The organism is Acidovorax sp. 62 (genome assembly GCF_002754495.1).
GTDB lineage: Bacteria > Pseudomonadota > Gammaproteobacteria > Burkholderiales > Burkholderiaceae_C > Acidovorax.
This window is the reverse complement of sequence record NZ_PEFJ01000001.1, coordinates 2,580,744-2,598,224: the sequence shown is the minus strand read 5'-3', so window position 1 is coordinate 2,598,224 and position 17,481 is coordinate 2,580,744. Positions and strand designations below refer to the sequence as shown.

The 17,481-nt window shown below is 64.8% G+C and carries 15 protein-coding genes and 2 pseudogenes; 9 read left to right on the top strand and 8 right to left on the bottom strand.

Going from position 1 to position 17,481, the window contains the following annotated elements; genetic code table 11:
- The first annotated feature begins 53 nt into the window (after positions 1–53).
- The 5 genes from CLU86_RS11700 (at position 54) to CLU86_RS11685 (ending at position 3,305) form a co-directional block, all read left to right on the top strand.
- Complete coding sequence (locus CLU86_RS11700; RefSeq protein ID WP_233194971.1) at positions 54–1,085, top strand: PfkB family carbohydrate kinase; 1,032 nt, start codon at positions 54–56, stop codon at positions 1,083–1,085.
- Between the two features lie 157 nt (positions 1,086–1,242).
- Positions 1,243–1,410 carry a hypothetical protein gene (locus CLU86_RS22825; RefSeq protein WP_158236326.1) on the top strand — a complete coding sequence of 56 codons (168 nt, stop codon included), beginning with the start codon at positions 1,243–1,245 and terminating at the stop codon, positions 1,408–1,410.
- Positions 1,411–1,480: 70 nt separating this feature from the next.
- On the top strand, positions 1,481–2,239 hold the full coding sequence (locus tag CLU86_RS11695) for a hypothetical protein (RefSeq protein ID WP_099741719.1): 759 nt from the start codon (positions 1,481–1,483) through the stop codon (positions 2,237–2,239).
- Between the two features lie 247 nt (positions 2,240–2,486).
- Positions 2,487–2,756, top strand: coding sequence for a hypothetical protein (locus CLU86_RS11690; protein ID WP_099741718.1), 270 nt, complete (start codon positions 2,487–2,489; stop codon positions 2,754–2,756).
- Positions 2,757–2,801: 45 nt separating this feature from the next.
- Complete coding sequence (locus tag CLU86_RS11685; RefSeq protein ID WP_099741717.1) at positions 2,802–3,305, top strand: GNAT family N-acetyltransferase; 504 nt, start codon at positions 2,802–2,804, stop codon at positions 3,303–3,305.
- An 81-nt stretch (positions 3,306–3,386) separates the two neighbouring features.
- Here the strand turns inward: CLU86_RS11685 and CLU86_RS11680 are convergent.
- Positions 3,387–3,638 (bottom strand): annotated as a pseudogene (locus CLU86_RS11680) (GNAT family N-acetyltransferase); the annotation flags it as partial.
- Between the two features lie 159 nt (positions 3,639–3,797).
- Between CLU86_RS11680 and CLU86_RS11675 the strand changes: the two are divergent.
- A complete protein-coding gene (locus tag CLU86_RS11675; protein WP_143226704.1) occupies positions 3,798–4,457 on the top strand; it encodes a hypothetical protein in 660 nt (219 codons plus the stop codon).
- Positions 4,458–4,707: 250 nt separating this feature from the next.
- Here the strand turns inward: CLU86_RS11675 and CLU86_RS11670 are convergent, their stop codons facing one another.
- Both CLU86_RS11670 and CLU86_RS11665 read right to left on the bottom strand, forming a co-directional pair.
- Positions 4,708–6,138, bottom strand: coding sequence for an FAD-binding oxidoreductase (locus CLU86_RS11670; protein ID WP_199175117.1), 1,431 nt, complete (start codon positions 6,136–6,138; stop codon positions 4,708–4,710).
- A 157-nt stretch (positions 6,139–6,295) separates the two neighbouring features.
- Positions 6,296–6,694 (bottom strand): annotated as a pseudogene (locus tag CLU86_RS11665) (DUF2069 domain-containing protein); the annotation flags it as partial.
- Between the two features lie 176 nt (positions 6,695–6,870).
- On the opposite strand from CLU86_RS11665, the gene CLU86_RS11660 reads away from it, so the two are divergent.
- Positions 6,871–8,121: a YihY family inner membrane protein gene (locus CLU86_RS11660; protein WP_099741713.1), complete on the top strand. Its 1,251-nt coding sequence runs from the start codon at positions 6,871–6,873 to the stop codon at positions 8,119–8,121.
- A gap of 223 nt (positions 8,122–8,344) precedes the next feature.
- Here the strand turns inward: CLU86_RS11660 and CLU86_RS11655 are convergent, their stop codons facing one another.
- From CLU86_RS11655 to CLU86_RS11640, 4 genes are all read right to left on the bottom strand, one after another.
- Positions 8,345–10,078 carry a GDYXXLXY domain-containing protein gene (locus tag CLU86_RS11655; protein WP_233194967.1) on the bottom strand — a complete coding sequence of 578 codons (1,734 nt, stop codon included), beginning with the start codon at positions 10,076–10,078 and terminating at the stop codon, positions 8,345–8,347.
- Positions 10,075–11,112 carry a DUF2157 domain-containing protein gene (locus CLU86_RS11650; RefSeq protein ID WP_099741711.1) on the bottom strand — a complete coding sequence of 346 codons (1,038 nt, stop codon included), beginning with the start codon at positions 11,110–11,112 and terminating at the stop codon, positions 10,075–10,077. Before CLU86_RS11650 ends, CLU86_RS11655 begins: the two co-directional genes overlap by 4 nt.
- Positions 11,113–11,197: 85 nt before the next feature.
- On the bottom strand, positions 11,198–12,007 hold the full coding sequence (locus CLU86_RS11645) for an alpha/beta fold hydrolase (protein WP_099741710.1): 810 nt from the start codon (positions 12,005–12,007) through the stop codon (positions 11,198–11,200).
- 3 nt (positions 12,008–12,010) lie between these two features.
- Positions 12,011–13,321 (bottom strand): O-acetylhomoserine aminocarboxypropyltransferase, encoded by a 1,311-nt coding sequence (locus CLU86_RS11640; RefSeq protein ID WP_099741709.1) that lies wholly within the window; start codon positions 13,319–13,321, stop codon positions 12,011–12,013.
- A gap of 116 nt (positions 13,322–13,437) precedes the next feature.
- Between CLU86_RS11640 and CLU86_RS11635 the strand changes: the two genes are divergently transcribed.
- Positions 13,438–13,890 carry a CBS domain-containing protein gene (locus tag CLU86_RS11635; protein ID WP_099656219.1) on the top strand — a complete coding sequence of 151 codons (453 nt, stop codon included), beginning with the start codon at positions 13,438–13,440 and terminating at the stop codon, positions 13,888–13,890.
- 88 nt (positions 13,891–13,978) lie between these two features.
- On the opposite strand, the gene CLU86_RS11630 is transcribed toward CLU86_RS11635, so the two are convergent.
- Positions 13,979–16,225, bottom strand: coding sequence for an EAL domain-containing protein (locus tag CLU86_RS11630; RefSeq protein WP_099741708.1), 2,247 nt, complete (start codon positions 16,223–16,225; stop codon positions 13,979–13,981).
- A 102-nt stretch (positions 16,226–16,327) separates the two neighbouring features.
- On the opposite strand from CLU86_RS11630, the gene aroC reads away from it, so the two are divergent.
- Positions 16,328–17,425, top strand: coding sequence for a chorismate synthase (aroC, locus tag CLU86_RS11625; protein WP_099656217.1), 1,098 nt, complete (start codon positions 16,328–16,330; stop codon positions 17,423–17,425).
- Positions 17,426–17,481 lie beyond the last annotated feature (56 nt).

Sequence of the window (17,481 nt, the reverse complement as noted above, 5' to 3'; positions counted from 1 at the left end):
ACAAGCTCAGGGTGAACGGGATGTGTGCCTGAACCACCCCACCACCGATTCCCATGAACGCTGTTGATCTCTCTCCAATGCCCGCCGCAACCCCAATCCAGGCCGCCATCGCGGGCGAAGCCCTCATCGACCTGATCCGCCGCCCCGATGGCAGCTACCTGCCTTGCCTGGGCGGTGCGCTCTACAACCTGTGCCGCGCATTGGCCCGCCAGGGGGTGGGCACGCAGTACCTCAACCCCTTGTCCCGAGACCGCTTTGGCCGCGAGCTGGAGGCCCAGTTGATGGCTGATGGCGTGCACCTGGCGCAGCCCGATCCGGTGCAGCAAGTCACCTCGCTGGCCGTCGTCAACCTCAACGCCAACGGCCACCCCGACTACGCCTTCTACCGCGAAGGCGTGGCCGACCGCGCCGTGTCAGCACAAGGCCTGGGCCATGCCTGCACCGCCTTGCCCGCTTTGCAGGTGGTTTGCACCGGCGCCCTGGCGCTCGATGCCCGCGACGCCGCCACCTACCTGCCCTGGCTAGCCGCCCAGCGCACCGCAGGCCACTGCGTGGTGGTCGATGCCAACCTGCGCCCCTCCGTCATGCCCGACCTGGCCGCCTACCGCAGCACCGTGCACGCCGCCCTGGCGCACGCCCACCTCATCAAAGCCAGCGACGAAGACCTGGACCACTTGGCCGTGCCCGGCGCCAGCGCGCTGGAGCGCGCCCGCCACCTGCTGGCCGCCAACCCCCAAGCCCATCTGCTGGCCCTCACGCTCGGCGCCAACGGCGCATGGCTGCTGCACCGCAACGGCACCCAGTGCTTTGCCCAAGAGGCCCAGCCCTTGCCCGTGGCCGACACCGTGGGCGCGGGCGACAGCTTTCTGGCGGGCCTGCTGGCCCACCTGCTGCGCCAGTCTCAGCCAGCGGGGGCGGGGTCGTTTGCGCGGTTTGTGGCGGCGCTGTCAGACACCGCCTGCCAACACGCACTGCGCCACGCCCTGGCCAGCGCCAGCCTGTGCGTGATGGAGCAGGGGTGTGTTCCGCCGGGGTGGGAGGCGGCGGTGGATTGGGCGCAAAAGCATCCGGCGCAGACGGCATGATCGCTCGCTGGTAAACGAGTCTCTGGAGGGGGCATTGGTTGCGTACAAATGGAATCAGCTTTGAACAGCATCCATCGATAACATGCCGCCGGTTTCTTCATTCAACAGAGGTTCTATGGTTGTCAGAGAGTCGGCGCGTCAAGCTCGTTGGAAATTCTTGCTGGTTGCCACCGTCATCAGCCTTGTGGTCCGCATCAATAATTTTGTGAACCGCAAGGAGCTTGCTACCCCTGAAGTCATCGGCTCATTCGTTGGCGCCGCTGTGGGTGGTTTGGTGCTGGGTTGGGTCGTCTGGTGGGCGTGGTCGTCGTTCAAAAAACAGTGACCGTTTAGTAGCGCAAACATCACCCATACGTACCGCCGCATGGTGTGCTTCGCTTGCGAAGGGCCGTGCTTTGACCATCTCGACGTTTTGGGCTATCGGGATTGCGTCGTGTGTGCTGCGCCTGGCTGATTCAAAGCGTCTGCCTGAGACGGTGCAGGTTTTGCCGCAGGTCATCGGATCGGGCCAGCAACCGGAGATGTTGGCAACAACTTTGGAAAGACTTTCGGAGATTTTTTTGAAACGCATACAAACACTTATCGTTTGCGCGTCCATGGCGCTGTTGACGGCCTGCGGGACTTCTGCCGTATTGCAGGCGGGAGCGGAGGCGCCTGCAGCCGATGAAACCGTCGTTGTGCTTGGTATCAAACCGGCGCATTACAAAGTGCTGTTTTTTCCTGGTTCCGAGGAACAAGGCAGATTCGTCAAGAGCAGCTGGTCGAATGCCGTGATCAATGGCACCCCAACCGACGGTTATCTCGTCGCCAAAGTGAAGCCGGAACAGTTGATCGGACTGACCATGATCGCCGATACACGCGCCGGAGCGTTTGCGAAACCCTATGCCCCCTGCAACGGCGCGAAGGCACTGGTGCTCAAAGTTCCGCAAGCCTCGGTGGTCTATCTTGGCGACATTGAATACACCCCATCGGGGGCTCAGATCGGTGTGCAGTACCGCGACGACATCGCCGCTGCGACACGTTACCTTCGGACCCACTATCCGAACGTGACGGGCGAGGTGCGGCGCGCAGAAACGCGGGCGATGCCGGTGTCCAGTGCGTGTGTAAGCCCTGCCATTTACGTGCCCATCTACATCCTTGGTGGTCGCAGATAGGTCAGGTGGCTCATGCCTGCAGGCTAGCTTGCTATGGGGTTGGCGGCGTGTGTTCCAAAGGGGCAGGACTACGCCTCCCGGCAGCCGCACGTTTCCATGGATCGCCCCCTTCCGTTGGTCTGAACAGATGCTCAGGCTGAGAGGGCAAGCCGTTCTCTGGCATTCCGCAAATCTGGTTGGGGGTCTGCGGTCCCAGTCTTGTCGTCGACATGTATGCTGTGTCCCGTTCTTGAGCCAGGAGACTGAAATGCCCGAACTTCTTGCCGCGCTTGCATGGGGCGCGATGGAGTTGGTGATCGCCCTTTCGGGAAAACTGTTTGTGCAAATGATCAGCCTCGGCCGCTGGCGTGGTGAGTCGCTGGGTGGCGCGGAGGGCCGTATGCATGGCCCTGCGGGCGCGCTCTCCTTCAAGCGTGATGGTCAGCGGGTTTTCACCTGGAGCGGTATGCAGCTGGCCGGGCTGGTGTTTTACGTGCTGCTGGGTTTTGCGGCTCTCATGGTCAGCTCTTTGGTTTGAATCGCTCTCAGCGTCCGGCAGTTTGATTCGCCTGGGTCCAGCAGCATGGCCACGCCAGAAATTCTCCTCACACCCCACACCGACGTGTGCCGCGCCAACGCCGCTGAGGCGGCGCAGGCCTGCGACGTGGTGCGGCAGTCCATCACCCACTGCTGCGCACTGGACCATCGCGATGACCCGCAGGTGCTTGCCGCGTGGTTGGCCAACAAGACGGCAGAACGCTTCGCTGCCTGGATGACTGCGCCGGGCGCCATGGCCTGGGGGGCTTACCGGGGCGGTGATGAGGGCGCCCGCATGGTGGGGTTTGTGCTGCTCATGCAAAGCAAGCTCGCCCTGTGCTACGTGGTGCCGCAGGCCTTGCACCAGGGCGTGGGGCGTGCGCTGCTTCAGGCCGCAGAAGACGCTGCACGGCAAGCGGGTGTGGCCGCTGTGGAGCTAGAGAGCACGCGCACGGCAGAACCCTTTTACCGGCGGCATGGGTACGAGCCCGCCGGTGCGGTGCAGGCCTGGGCTGGTCTGCAGGCGCAGCCCATGCGCAAGCGCCTGTGAGCGGGGGCCGGGGCGCACACTCATTGCACCATTTTTGGTGGTCTAAAGTGCCTCTAGCGCTTTATACATAAGCGCTAGAGGCTATCGTTTTGGTAGCGTTTGGTGCGCAAGCAGCTCGTGGGCGTACACGATAAAGCCCTGGTGCTTGGCCAGCTGGTCGTACAGGTGGCGTCCGGCGGCATTGGTGGCCTGGGTTTGCCAGTACATCCGCCGCGATCGGGCGGCACGTGCGGCTGAGTAAACGCCTTCCACCAGCGCGCGGCCCACACCGCGCCCGCGCGCCGCTTCGTGGGTAAACAGGTCACTGAGGTAGCACACCGGTTCGATCCTCGTCGGGTCATTCGCACTGCATGCTTTTCCCTCAAATTTTGGCTTGAGTGAAGTTATATTCGAGGATGAGAACCTTTTGTAGATTAAAGGGGATCGGGGGGTGAAATTTTTCGAATTCTATTTGGTGAATTTCATTTTTATATTTTTATAATAATTGTTTTTATGAAAACGGAATCGAGTCCTTATCGGGTAGCTTTTGGTTGTGCAGTTTTGTTTTTTGTGGCTGCATTGGTGTTTTTGAAGATTAATGGTGTCACCGAGCCAAAGATGATTGGCGGTTTGATCGTGGTTCTATTTTTCCCATCCTTATTTGTTGGTTGGCTTTTTGGCAGAGGAAGGATGGACGCGCCGCGCTGGAAAATCGTTCTGGCATACCTTGTTTCTGTGGTTGCCCTCGTATTCCTGGTTGGGTTTAAAGATATCGGGAATTCACTGAAGAATATTTCTTCGGCAGGCCATAAAAATGTCGCAGCAAAAGAGTCGGAAGGGCCTAGTGTCGAAAAACAACTGGCGCAAGCTGCGGAAATAAACAACAAAAAATTGCCCATGCTGCTTTCTAACGAAATTCGTCTGGATCGAATTTCTGCTGAGCCTGGAAGACAGGTTTATTATTTTCATACGCTGATGGCGCTCAAATCGTCTGGCCTTGACTCCAATCGAGTCGGGCAGTTATTGCGCCCCCCTCACCTTGAAGATTTTTGCAAGGGTCCGGACATGCGGATGTTTCGCGATAACAACGTAAATATGGTGTATGTATACAGTGGCTCTGATGGTGTGGAGATCACGCGCATACGCCTTACAACCGCCGATTGCAAAAGCTGACCGGCGAGTGCAGTCACCTTCCTCAACCGTCACCGCTTAACGGATGTCCCGCATATCCGTCGCGCGGCAGTGACCGTGCTGGTAGGGATGGATCAGAAGGCGTTATTTCTTGCCAATAGCCGTGCTATTGGCAAGAAACGCAACGCAGTGGGCCGCCCGAAACCGTGCGATCGCAGCTCGCAGGGGTTATGCACGACATCCCTGAGTCACCCAGCTGTCCAGAGCGGATGACGCTTGTCCGTCCCTTGGCCTAAGCCTTCAACACCCGCCCCGGGTTCATCAGGCCTTGTGGGTCGAGCGCCTGCTTGATGGCGCGCATCATGCCCAGCGCGACCGGGGACTGGTATTTCTCCAGCTTGTCGGCCTTGAGTTCGCCCACGCCGTGCTCGGCAGAGAAGGAGCCACCAAACTCGGCCACCGCTTCATAGACCAGATGGTTCACCTGCGCCTCGTAGTCGCGTAGGAAGGCCTTGGCATCGCCCTCGGCCGGTGTCTGCACGTTGTAGTGCAGGTTGCCGTCGCCCAGGTGGCCAAAGTTGACCAGGCGCACGCCAGGGATCTGGCTTTGCAGCAGCGCGTCGGTGTGGGCCACAAACGCAGGGATGCGCGAGATGGGGATGGAGATGTCGTTCTTGATGTTCAGGCCCTCTTCGGCCTGGGCCAGCGGAATGCTCTCGCGGATGTGCCAGAGCTGGTGCGCCTGGGTGAGGTTCTCGGCCACCACGGCGTCGGTCACGCAGCCGGCTTCAAAGGCGGATTCGAGCAAGGCTTCAAACCGCGCGCGGGCGTGCTCTTCGGATTCGCTGTCGGAGTTTTCGAGCAGCACGCACCAGGGCGCTGTCTCTTCACCCAGAAAGGGCACGCGCAACTGGGGCATGTGCTTGCCCACCAGGCTCAGCGCAAACTGGCCCATCACCTCAAAGCCCGTGAGGCCCGCGCCCAACTGCTTGTGGGCCATGCCCAGCAGCTGCACGGCGTGCTCGATGGAGGGCACGGCGGCCCAGGCGGTGAGCTTGGCGGCAGGCTGGGGGTACAGCTTCATGCTGGCGGCGGTGATGATGCCCAGCGTGCCCTCGCTGCCGATGAACAGGTCGCGCAGGTCGTAGCCGGTGTTGTCCTTGCGCAGACCCTTGAGGCCGCTCCACACCTCGCCTTGCGCGGTGACCACCTCCAGCCCCAGGCACAGGTCGCGCGTGTTGCCGTAGCGCACCACCTGGGTGCCGCCTGCGTTGGTGCCCAGGTTGCCGCCAATGGTGCAGCTGCCCTCGGCCGCGAGCGACAGCGGGAACAGCAGGCCCGCGTTGCGCGCCACCTCTTGCAGGTTTTGCAGGATGCAGCCCGCCTCCACCGTCATGGTGAGGTTGTCGGTGTCCACGGCGCGCACAGCGTTCATGCGCGTGAGGCTCAGCACGATCTGCGTGCCGGTGTCGTCGGGCGTGGAGCCCACGGCCAGCCCGGTGTTGCCGCCCTGCGGCACGACGGCGGTGCCTGCGGCGGCGCAGGCCTTGACCACGGCAGCCACCTCGGGCGTGCTGGCGGGGCGCACCACGGCCAGGGCCTTGCCGCGCACGCGGCGGCGCCAGTCTTGCTCCCAGGCGGTGAGGTCGCCCTCGGTCAGCACATGGGCATCGCCCACGATGGAGCGCAAGGTATCGAGCAGCGGGGTGGTCAGGTTCGGCATGGCATTAGTCCTTTCGCGCGAGAGGTTCTGTGAGGGCAGTGGGTGCGCTGGCTGCATCGCTTTGTGGGGTGTCAGTTTGCGAGGTGTCAGTTTGCGCGGTGTCGGCTTGCGCGGTGTCAGGGTGGGCGGGCTTGGCGGGCTGGGTTAGTACTTGCGTGGCGGCCAGCGCACGCGCATTGCGCTGGCGCAGCCGCACGTGCAGCGTGCAGGCCGTGAACAGCACCAGGCACAGCGCAATCTCGGCCATGGCCAGCCAGTTGCCGGGGGCTTTGTCGCTCCAGGCGCGCACCACGCCTTCGGTGAAGTACAGCCAGATCACCAGGCTGACCCAGCGGTAGGTGTACATGCGGTTTTTGAGGATGCCTGCCAGCGGGATGCACAGCGGCAGCGCCTTGATGGCCAGCCAGGTGCCGCCGGGGCGCAGTGGTGCCAGCACCAGCTCCCATGCCACGCACAGCGCAATCAGGGCGATGAGACTGGCGGTGGCCACCCAGCGGGTGGCAGCCACTTCGGGGGGGGCGGCTTGGAGCGTGGCGGGGTGGGCGGTGTCGGTCATGGGCAAACGTTGGGTGCAGGGGGATGGGCGCCATGGGCAGGCGGCCGGGCGGGGCAGGGGGCGGCAAGCGGTCACAATGCGCGCTGTTGCCCTGGCAGCTGCAGGCCATGGGTCTGCAGCTGCCAGGCGCCCGTTTAACCCTTGGGGCCCATCACGGGCTTTGGATCATATAGGCCATGCGATTGACCTTGCAGACAGTGGCCCAGCGCATTGAGATGCTGCTGGACGATCTGTCGAAATTTCCTTGGCGCACCACAGCGCAGACGCTGCGCGAGCGCTTTCGCGAGGACCAGCTGGGCCTGACGGCCAGCAGCCTCACCTTCACCACGGTGCTGGCGCTGGTGCCATTTTTGGCGGTGGCACTGGCGGTGTTCACGGCCTTTCCCATCTTTGGCAAGCTGCAGGGCGTGGTGCAGAAGTGGCTGGTTGAAAGCCTGGTGCCCGACAGCATCTCGCGCCAGGTGCTGGGCTACCTCACCCAGTTTGCGGCCAAGGCCAGCGGGCTGGGGGCGCTGGGCTTCAGCATCTTGCTGGGCACAGCGCTCATGCTGATCCTCACCATCGACCGCACGCTCAACAACATCTGGCGCGTGCGCCGGCTGCGCCCGCTGGGCCAGCGGGTGCTGATCTACTGGGCGGCCATCACGCTGGGGCCTTTGCTGCTGGGCGGCAGCCTGGCGCTCACGTCGTATGTCATGTCGGCATCCAGCGGGCTGGTGCGCACGCTGCCCGATGGGGTGGGCCTGCTGGTGGATTCGATCCAGTTCTTGATCTTGGCGGCGGGCATGGCGGGGCTGTACCACTATGTGCCCAACACGCCGGTGAAGTGGCAGCACGCCTGGGTGGGCGGCCTGTTTGTGGCCGTGTGCATGGAGCTGGCCAAGAAGGTGCTGGCCGCCTACCTGGCCAAGGTGCCGACCTATTCGGTGGTGTACGGTGCGTTTGCCACGCTGCCGATTTTGCTGGTGTGGATTTACGTGGCCTGGGTCATCGTGCTGCTGGGGGCGGTGGTCACGGCGTATTTGCCCAGCCTGCTGGCAGGCGTGGCGCGGCGTGGCACGGTGGCGGGCTGGGGGTTTCAGTTGGCGGTAGAGGTGCTGCAAGAGCTGCACCGGGCACGTCAGCTGCCCAGCAAAGGCCTGCGGGCAGCGCAACTGGCCGAACTGCTGCGCGTGGATGCGTTGCAGCTGGAGCCTGTGCTGGAGACCTTGACGTCGCTGGACTGGATTGCCCAGGTGAGCGATGCGGTGGCGGGCCCGTCCGACGCCCCCGAGCTGCGCTACGTGCTGCTGGCCGACCCCGAACGCACCGCGCTGGAGCCGCTGGTGCAATGCCTGCTGCTGGACCAGACCGTGCGGCTGGCCCCCCTGTGGGATGCCGCTGGATTTGCGCGGTTGCGGTTGCAGGATTTGCTATCAATTAAATAGCTGCTAGCGCTTGTGAAATAAGCGCTGGAGGCTGTTTTTTCTGAATGGCTACTTGCCTCAGATAGACCGTTCGCCCTGAGCTTGTCGAAGGGCTGTTGGAAAAAGGCGCCCTGGCTTCGACAGGCTCAGCCCGAACGGCTTGGGGGTAAGCGGTCTGGGGCAGGTTGCTAATCAGGCGTTTGGTGTGAAATAGATTGCGGCGCGCTCTGCCCCCTTTGTCCCGTCAGGGGGCAATGCCGCGCAACTGCGCATCCGCCAAGCCCACCAGCAGGGCCTTGCCATCGGGCTCTACGCGAAACTCTCCAAACTTCGCCGTTTCCCACCGGGCCGCATCGCCCTCACGGAAGTACCAGGCGTCGGTCACCAGCGTCCACTGCCCGTCGCGTGGGGTCAGGGCAAAGCGCATCTCCCCGGCCTGCAGCGGTGCTTCGGCCAAGTCGATGCGCAGCCACTGCACCACGCCGCGCTCGTCCAGCGTGCCCACGGCGTGGGGGCGCTGGCCCCAGGCCAGTTCCTCGTAAGTGATGCGCTCTGCAGGCAGCTGGAAGTTCAGCCGCATGTAGTCGCCCTGCATCAGCGAGCGTGGGTCTACCGGAGCCAGGGGCACAAACACCTTGCGGCCCTGGGCAATGGTGTGCTCCTTTTGTGCAATGCCCACATTGGCCACCAGCAGGGTGCAGGCCAGGCCCAGCACCAGGGCCCAGATGGCGATGCGCGGTGTAGCCCCGATAGCCCCGATAGCACCAGCAGCCTGGGCTGCGGGCGCGGTGCTGTGGGCGGGCTGGGCGGTGGCGGTGTGTTGCGCTGCGCGCAGTGCCGTCCAGGCCAGCAGCCCCAGCACGGCGCCGCAGCCTGCCAGCACCATGGCCTTGGTGGCCAGGGGCCAGGCCAGTTGGTAGTAAAAGCTGCCCACCATCCACGCCGCAGCCAGCGCGGCCACTGCGGCCTGGCGCCAGCGCTGCGTGGTGCCGGTGATGGCCAGCGCCAGCAGGGCGGCCCCCAGCGTGGGCATGAAAAAGCCCAGCACGGCCAGCACCAGCAGCAGCGCGGCCGCCTGGGGTTGGCGCAGCGCAGGCCAGGCCCGCTGCGCCACCCAGCCTGCCGCCAGTACCAGCGCCACAGAACCCACCTGGTTCACGGACACCAGCGACGAGGCTCCCGACCCCGTGGTGTGGTTGGCAGGCTCCCACAGCCCACCGCTGCCGCCCAGCACGCCCGCCAGCATGAACGTCATGCCCGACAGCTGGGCCAGCCCGCACAGCACCGCCACCACCCAGCCGCAGGCCAGGGGTTCCAGCGCCACGGCCAACCGGTTGTGCTGGCCCAGGGCTTGGTGTTGCAGGGCCAGCAGGCCCACCCAGGTGAGCAGCGCCACATGCAGGGCCCCCCACAAAATAGTGACGTCGATGCTGCGGTGCAGGTGGTGCCAAGTGGCCCCCACCGTCCAGGCCCACAGGCCTGCGGCCGCGCCCCCCAGCAGGGTGCGCAGCCAGTGTTGGGGCACGGCTGCGGCCACGGCCAGCGTGATCAACAGCAGCGTGGCCGCGGCCAGCAAGTGAGGCCCATCGCGCACCAGGGCAAAGCCCAGCAGCCACCCGCCGGTGAACAGCGCAGGGATGGCGATCTGCTCCAGGAACAGGGCAAGCCCCTGTGCGCGCAGCAGCGCCACGGCACCCGCCAGGGCCAGCGCGCCCACCACGTAGGTGCCCGCGCCGTCCAGCAGCCAGCGGCCGGCAAACAGCGCAAAAATCGCCAGCACAGGCAGGGCTGCCAGCCATGCGCCCAGCAGGGTCAGCAGCACCACGGGCCAGGGGCGGCCGGGGTCTGCAGTGGGCTGAGCGTTGGCGGGCAACAGGCCGAGGGCTTGGGCGCTGTGCAGCATTTTTTCTAGCGGCGATCCAGGCAAATCGTTGTTTGCCTGGGTGTTGTCCGTATGAGGTATCGCGGTCTGGCTCATGCGTTGTCCTTGGTGGCGTCTGCGTGGGCATCGGCACTGTTGTGGGCTGGCTGGGGCTGCGGGTCCAGGGCCTGGGCATTGCGCGCCATGCGCATCACCAGCTGCACGCTGCCTGCCAGCAAACCTGCGGCCATCAGGCCCACCATCAGCAGCCCGCCTATCAAATCGCCGCGCGAGCCCTCCAGAAGCAAGCGGGCCAGCCCGGTGACCAGCAGCACGTTCAGCCCCAGCGTGGAGGCACTGAGCAAGAACAGGTCAAAACACCGGCGCTGCCCTGTGACGGCCGCAGTGCCCGCCAGCAGCAACAAGCCCAGCGCGTAGTGCGGCGCCACTGGCGAGTGGAACAGTGCGGGCAGGGCCGTGGTGGTCACCAGCGTGATGGCCAGTGCGCCCGCGGTGCGCAAGGACCACAGCCCGGCGCCCGTCACGCGCTGCAAGGCGGGCAAGGGCAGCATGGCGGCCGTGACGCCCAGCGCCGCCGACAGCGCCAGCAGGTGCACGCCCAGGTCCTGGGGCAGCACGCGCCAGCGGTGGCCCGTGTGGGCCTGCGCCCACAGCGCAATGCCGGTGGTGGCCACCAGCACCCACGGGGCCCACAGCGCATCGCTGCGCCCGGCTATGGCCAGGGGCAGCGTCAACACGGCCCACCAGGCAAACAGCTGCCAGGGGTCGGCCCCGGTTTGGTAGGTTTGCCCGAAGTAGGCAAACAGAGCGCCCGTGCCCAGCAGCGCCAGAATGCCCAGAGGCACCCGCGCCGCTGCACGCCACAGCGCCCCGGCATACATCACGGCCACAAAGCCTTGCAGCAGGGCAAAGCGGGCGGGGCGGCCCAGCGTGTCCCAGTTCGATGCGATCCACATCACGATGCCCAGGCCGCCGAGGGCGGCCGCCAGCACGGCCACGGTGCGCCACAGGTGGCGCTGCAGCTGGGGCGGGGGCTCGTGCCAGGGGGCCAGGGATTCGAGCTGGAGCGCGGCGGGGCGGTCCAGCGCGTGGTGCTGGACGAGGGCCAGCCAAGCGGTGCGCAGGTTCATGTTTTCTCCCTCGAGGAACGGGGCCTGGAGTGCCTACCTGCGCTGGGTAGACGGTGGCCCGCTGCATTCCTCGTGAGTGCGCACTTTACTGCGCCAGAAAATCGCGCAGCGCTGTCAGCGTCTCCTCAGGGGCTTCGGTCATCTGGTGGTGGCCGCTGGGCAGGTGGCGGATCTGCACCGCTTTGCCTGCGGCCTGGGCGGCCTTCACCAGGGTCTGCGCCGCTTTGGGCGGGGTCATCTGGTCTTGCTCGCCCAGCGCAAACAGCACCGGGCAGGTGACTTGCGCCATGGCCTGTTCGCCGTTCGCGTAGGTGTTGCAGGCGTTGAAGCCCCGGTGGAACACGTTGACGGTGGGATTGCTGCGCAGCACCTTGCGCCCCAGCGCCATGCCTGCGCCAAACACCCAGAACCCGGCGCCTGAGGGCGACGCCAGCGAGCAGCGTGAGAACACGTTGACCATGTGCAGGGCTTTTTCTGGCTCATTCAGTGCCGATTCGAGCAGCGCGGGCGAGACCTTCATGGGGTAGGCCGTGCCCACCAGGGCCAGGTGTGTGGCGCGCTCGCCCAACTGGGCGGCGGCCTGCAGCGCAATGAGCGAACCCCAGCTGTGGCCCACCAGCGCAGCGCGGGCAATGCCCAGGGCATCGAGCAGCGCCACGATGAAGTCGGCCGCCTGCTCTACCGTAGCGGGGGCATCGCCCGCGCTTTTGCAGTGCCCTGGCAGGTCCACGGCCAGCACGTTGTAGCCGTGGTGCGCCAGGTAGCGGCTTTGCAGGGCCCACACGCTGTGGTCGTTGAGCACGCCGTGGACCATGACCACGGTGGGCTTGGCAGCATCGAAGGGCTTGCCGCCGGTGTAGCAGAAGGTGCTGTGTCCGTTGACGGTGGTGTACATGGCTCAGGCCCCCGCTTTCTCTGCCGCTTTGAGTGCGCGCTTCAGGTCGTCGATGAGGTCGTCCGCGTCTTCCAGACCAATGGACAGACGGATGGTGCCCTGCGTGATGCCCGCCTGCACCAGCGCCTCATCGCTCATGCGGAAGTGCGTGGTGCTGGCGGGGTGAATGACCAGGCTGCGGCAGTCGCCCACATTGGCCAGGTGGCTGAAGACCTTGAGGGTTTCGATGAACTTCTTGCCTTGCTCGCGGTTGCCCTTGAGGTCAAAGCTGAACACCGAGCCCGCGCCGCGCGGCAGCAGCTTTTGCGCGAGCTGGTGGCTGGGGTGCGATGCGAGCATGGGGTGGCCCACGCGCGAGACGAAGGGCTGGCTGGCCAGGAATTCGACCACCCGCGCCGTGTTGCGCATGTGGCGCTCCATGCGCAGGGGCAGGGTCTCAATGCCCTGCAAAATGAGCCAGGCCGTGTGCGGGCTCATGCAGGCGCCAAAGTCGCGCAGGCCTTCGCGCCGCGCGCGCAGCAAGAAGGCGCCTACTGAGCTTTCTTCGGTGAACACCATGTTGTGAAAGCCTGCGTAGGGCGCTGTCAGCTCGGCAAAGCGGCCTGCCGCGCGTGGGCCATCCCAGTCAAAGCTGCCGCCGTCCACCACAATGCCGCCCACCACAGTGCCGTGGCCCGAGAGGAATTTGGTGGCCGAGTGGTAGACCAGATCGGCCCCATGCTCCAGCGGCTTCATCAGCCAGGGCGAGGTGAGGGTCGAATCGACCAGCAGCGGCACCCCGGCCTCGTGCGCAATCGCGCTGATGGTGGGGATGTCCAGCACATCCAGGCCTGGGTTGCCCACGGTCTCGCCAAAGAACAGCTTGGTGTTGGGCCGCATGGCCGCGCGCCAGCCGTCGATGTCGCTGGGCTTCACAAACGTGGTTTCAATGCCGAAGCGGCTCAGCGTGTAGTGCAGCAGGTTCTGGCTGCCCCCGTACAAGGCCGTGCTGGCTACAATGTGGCTGCCCGCGCCCATCAGCGTGGCAATGGCCAGGTGCAGCGCGGCCTGGCCGCTGGCCACGGCAATGGCGCCCACGCCGCCTTCCAGCGCGGCCACACGCTGTTCCAGCACCGCGTTGGTGGGGTTGCTGATGCGGCTGTACACATGGCCGGGCCGCTCCAGGTTGAACAGCGAGGCAGCGTGTTCGCTGGACTCGAACACGAACGAGGTGGTCAGGTGGATGGGCACCGCACGCGCGCCGGTGGCGGGGTCGGGCACGGCGCCTGCGTGCAAGGCGAGCGTGTCAAAGCCGGGGTCTGAATATCCGGGCATAGGTGTCTGTCTCCGATGTTGTCGATATGGGCGCAAATTGTGGGCTATATTTACCCGGAATCAGCCTTAAGACGCAGCCTACAGCGCTGCGCGCATCCCCTCGGAGACCCTGCCCCATGAAAGTCAGCGACATCCTGCGCGTCAAAGGAAACACCCTCTACACCGTGACACCGGACGAGCCCTTGGCCGACGCCGCTCAGGTGATGGCCGAGAAAGACATTGGCTCGCTGGTGGTGATGGAGCTGGGTGACCTGGTGGGCATGCTCACCTTCCGCGAGGTGATCCAGGCCGTGGTGCGCAACGGGGGCTCGGTGGGCACGCTGCGGGTGCGATCGGCCATGGACGATGCGCCGCTGACCTGCACGCTGGAAACCGAGATGGACGAGGTGCGCCGCATGATGCTGGACCGCCATGCCCGCTACATGCCCGTGATGGACAAGCGCATGCTCATGGGGGTCATCAGCTTCTACGACGTGGCCAAGGCCGTGGTGGACAGCCAGAACTTTGAAAACCAGATGCTCAAGGCCTACATCCGCGACTGGCCCGCTGAGGACGACACCAAGGCCTGACAAGTCACGGTGTTTTTAGGGCGCCAATGTGGTGCCCGCCCACGTGGGGCGGGTCATTACCGGTAACCCCAGTCCCTGTCCTGCAGCATTAGGCGCAGCAGGCCGTACTAGCCCCTGGCATCCACGACGCCAGCATCTCTGCTGGCATGGGGCGACCCAGCAAATAGCCCTGCATCACCTCGCAGCCGTGGTCTTTGAGCCAGCGGCATTGGTGCTGCGTTTCCACCCCTTCGGCAACCACCGTCATGTGCAGGCTTTTGGCGATGCTGAGCACCGAGATGGTCAGCGCCCGTGCCGTTTCGCTGTGTTCCAGGTCTTGCACAAACGATTTGTCCAGCTTGAGCTCTGCAATGGGCAGGCGGTGCAGATAGCTCAGGCTGGAATACCCGGTGCCAAAGTCATCCAGCGATAGCTTGAAGCCCTGCTGGCTGAGCTGCTCGATGTTCTCCTGGGTGACGGCGCGGCCATCCATCACCACACGCTCGGTAATCTCCAGCAGCAGGTCTTGGGCGCAGAGCCCGTGCTGGAGCAGGGTTGCGCTGATGCTTTGCGCAAAGCCTTTTTGGTGGAAGCTGCGGCCCGACAGGTTCAGTGCGACATGTGGCACGGCCAGGCCCGCAGCGCGCCAGGCCGTGAGCTGCGTGCAGGCCTCGTCCACCAGCCATCGCGTCAGAGGGTGGATCAGCCCCGTTTCTTCGGCCAGCGGGATGAACTGGGCTGGCGAGATGGCGCCCCATTCGGGGTGGCTCCAGCGGGCCAGAGCTTCCACTCCGTGCAGGGTGAGCACTGGGTCCGCTGTGGTCTGCGGCTGGTAGTGCAGCGTGAGCTGGCGCTGCTCCAGCGCCTGGCGCAAGGCCCTTTCCATGGCCGCGCGCTCTTGGGCGCGGCGGTTCATCTCCAGGCTGAAGAGCTGCAGGCTGTGCAGATGATCGCTTTTGGCCTGGTACATGGCCTGGTCTGCGTGCAGCAGCAGGGTGTCGATGTCGGTGCCGTCGTCTGGGTAGATGGCAATGCCGATGCTGGCGCTGGGCAGGTTGACCTGGCCCTGGATGTCCACCGGGCGGGCGATGCTGGACAGCACGCGCTGGGCCGTTTGCACCGCCTGCTGGCTGCTGCAATTGGACAGCAGCAGCACGAATTCATCACCCGAGAGGCGACCAATGCCGTCTTGCGCACGCACGCATTCGCCCAGGCGCTGTGCCACTTCGCGCAGCAGTGCGTCGCCCGCTGCGTGGCCCTGGGTGTCATTCACTTGCTTGAACCGGTCCAGGTCCACAAAGAGCACAGCGCCGCTTTGGTGGTCTCGCTCCATCTGGGACAGGGCCCGCTCGGCATTGCTGCGGAACATGGCGCGGTTGGGCAGACCGGTGAGTGCGTCAAAAAACGCCAGTTGGTGGATGCGCTGGCGTGCGGCATCGCGCTCGATGGCCAGGGCGCACAGGTGCAGGCACACCTGCACCAGGCTTTGGTGCAGTGCGTTGGGTTCGCGGGGCTCTTTGAAGTAGAAGGCAAAGGTGCCCACCACCAGGCCCTGGTGGTCGCGGATGGGGCTGGACCAGCAGGCCTTGAGCCCGGTGGGCTGGAAGAGAGCTCGGTAGTCGTCCCAGCGTGGGTCGGTGGCAATGTCGGTGGTCACCACGGGCAGCCCCCAGTAGGCGGCGGTGCCGCACGAGCCCGCCTTGGGGCCAATGCGCAAGCCGTCCAGCGCTGCACAAATATCTGGCGGCAAGCCGGGGGCTGCCAGCGGGTGGATCAGGCCGTTGGCATCCACCGCCAGGATGGAGGCAGTGACTTCGGGGGCAATGCCTTCGACCTCTTTGCACACCTGGGCCATCAGCGCGGGCAGGCTGGTTTCGCTGACCATGCTCTCCAGCACGCGCTTTTGCAGCACTTCGTGCATCTTGGTGAGGGTGATGTCGGTCAGCACGGTGATGGACCCACCGGGTCCGCCCACGGCTTCGTCGGCCGCATTGACCACCATCGACACCCAGCGGGGCTGGCCGTCGCGGCTGTAAATGAGGGCATCGCCGTGGTAGTGCCCGTGCAGTCGCAGCCCGTTGCGAATGGCGTCGGCCAGCCCTTGCTGTGTGTGCGGTCCTTGCAGCAGGTTGCTGAGGTATTTGCCGCGAATGTCTTCCATGCTGAAGCCAAACAGGCGCGTGAAGCCGTGGTTGACGTACACGACCTGGCGGTCGCTGTTGGTCATGGCGATGGCGTTGTCGCTGCAGTCCAGGGCGTTGCGCAAAGGGCCATTGGCCAGTTCCGGCAATGGGGCCGGTGCTGGCTGCGTTGCAGCGGTGGCTGGGTCTCCGGGGGGCAGTATGGAGGCTGGCATGCGCTTCTCAGGAGGAGTCGTACCCCATGCTAGCCCTTGGCGGGCGCTCTGCCAAGCGCTGGATACGCATGCGGGACAGGTTTGCTCTGGGATAATCCTTGAATGAGCGGCAATACCCTAGGCACCCTTTTCGCTGTCACCAATTTTGGTGAATCCCATGGTCCAGCCATTGGCTGCGTGATTGACGGCTGCCCCCCCGGCATGCCGTTGACCGAGGCCGACATCCAGATCGACCTGGACCGCCGCCGCCCTGGTACCAGCCGGCACGTGACCCAGCGCAACGAACCTGACGCGGTGGAGATCCTCTCGGGCGTGTACGAGGGCAAGACCACCGGCACCCCCATTGCCCTGCTGATTCGCAACACCGACCAGCGCAGCAAAGACTACGGCAACATCGCCCAGAGCTTTCGCCCCGGCCACGCCGATTATTCGTACTGGCACAAGTACGGCATTCGCGACCCTCGGGGCGGTGGTCGCTCGTCTGCACGCCTGACGGCCCCCACCGTGGCGGCGGGCGCCGTGGCCAAGAAGTGGCTGCAGCAGCAATATGGCACGCAGTTTCGTGCCTGTATGACGCAACTGGGTGAGCTGGAGATTCCCTTCGAGAGCTGGGACCACGTGCGCAGCAACCCGTTTTTTGCCCCTGTGGCCGATGTGGCCCAGTATGAGGACTACATGGATGCCCTGCGCAAGGCGGGTGATTCGTGTGGTGCGCGCATCCGGGTGCAGGCCACGGGCGTGCCAGTGGGCTTGGGCGAGCCCTTGTACGACAAGCTGGATGCCGACATCGCCTTTGTCATGATGGGGCTCAATGCCGTCAAAGGCGTGGAGATTGGTGCCGGCTTTGCCAGCGTGGCCCAGCGGGGCACCACGCATGGCGATTCGATGGCGCCTAACGGCTTTCTCTCGAACAACGCGGGCGGTGTGCTCGGCGGCATCAGCACCGGGCAAGACCTGGAAGTGAGCATTGCCATCAAACCCACCAGCTCCATCATCAGCCCGCGCGACTCCATTGACATCCACGGCAACCCCACCGAAGTCATCACCAAGGGCCGCCACGACCCGTGCGTGGGCATCCGTGCGGCCCCTATCGCAGAAGCGCTGCTGGCGCTGGTGGTGATGGACCATGCCCTGCGCCACCGCGCCCAGTGCGGCGATGTGGTGCACGACGTGGCACCGATCAAAGCCTCGTTCCTCTGAAGACCCGCACGGCCTGTGCGCAATTTGCGGCGTGATGGCATGGGCGTTGCTGCGCG

Coding starts and splice junctions, on each gene's coding strand:
- CLU86_RS11700 (WP_233194971.1), top strand. CDS start 54: ATGAACGCTGTTGATCTCTCTCCAATGCCCGCCGCAACCCCAATCCAG.
- CLU86_RS11690 (WP_099741718.1), top strand. CDS start 2,487: ATGCCCGAACTTCTTGCCGCGCTTGCATGGGGCGCGATGGAGTTGGTG.
- CLU86_RS11685 (WP_099741717.1), top strand. CDS start 2,802: ATGGCCACGCCAGAAATTCTCCTCACACCCCACACCGACGTGTGCCGC.
- CLU86_RS11675 (WP_143226704.1), top strand. CDS start 3,798: ATGAAAACGGAATCGAGTCCTTATCGGGTAGCTTTTGGTTGTGCAGTT.
- CLU86_RS11670 (WP_199175117.1), bottom strand. CDS start 6,138: ATGCCGAACCTGACCACCCCGCTGCTCGATACCTTGCGCTCCATCGTG.
- CLU86_RS11660 (WP_099741713.1), top strand. CDS start 6,871: ATGCGATTGACCTTGCAGACAGTGGCCCAGCGCATTGAGATGCTGCTG.
- CLU86_RS11655 (WP_233194967.1), bottom strand. CDS start 10,078: ATGAGCCAGACCGCGATACCTCATACGGACAACACCCAGGCAAACAAC.
- CLU86_RS11650 (WP_099741711.1), bottom strand. CDS start 11,112: ATGAACCTGCGCACCGCTTGGCTGGCCCTCGTCCAGCACCACGCGCTG.
- CLU86_RS11645 (WP_099741710.1), bottom strand. CDS start 12,007: ATGTACACCACCGTCAACGGACACAGCACCTTCTGCTACACCGGCGGC.
- CLU86_RS11640 (WP_099741709.1), bottom strand. CDS start 13,321: ATGCCCGGATATTCAGACCCCGGCTTTGACACGCTCGCCTTGCACGCA.
- CLU86_RS11635 (WP_099656219.1), top strand. CDS start 13,438: ATGAAAGTCAGCGACATCCTGCGCGTCAAAGGAAACACCCTCTACACC.
- CLU86_RS11630 (WP_099741708.1), bottom strand. CDS start 16,225: ATGCCAGCCTCCATACTGCCCCCCGGAGACCCAGCCACCGCTGCAACG.
- aroC (WP_099656217.1), top strand. CDS start 16,328: ATGAGCGGCAATACCCTAGGCACCCTTTTCGCTGTCACCAATTTTGGT.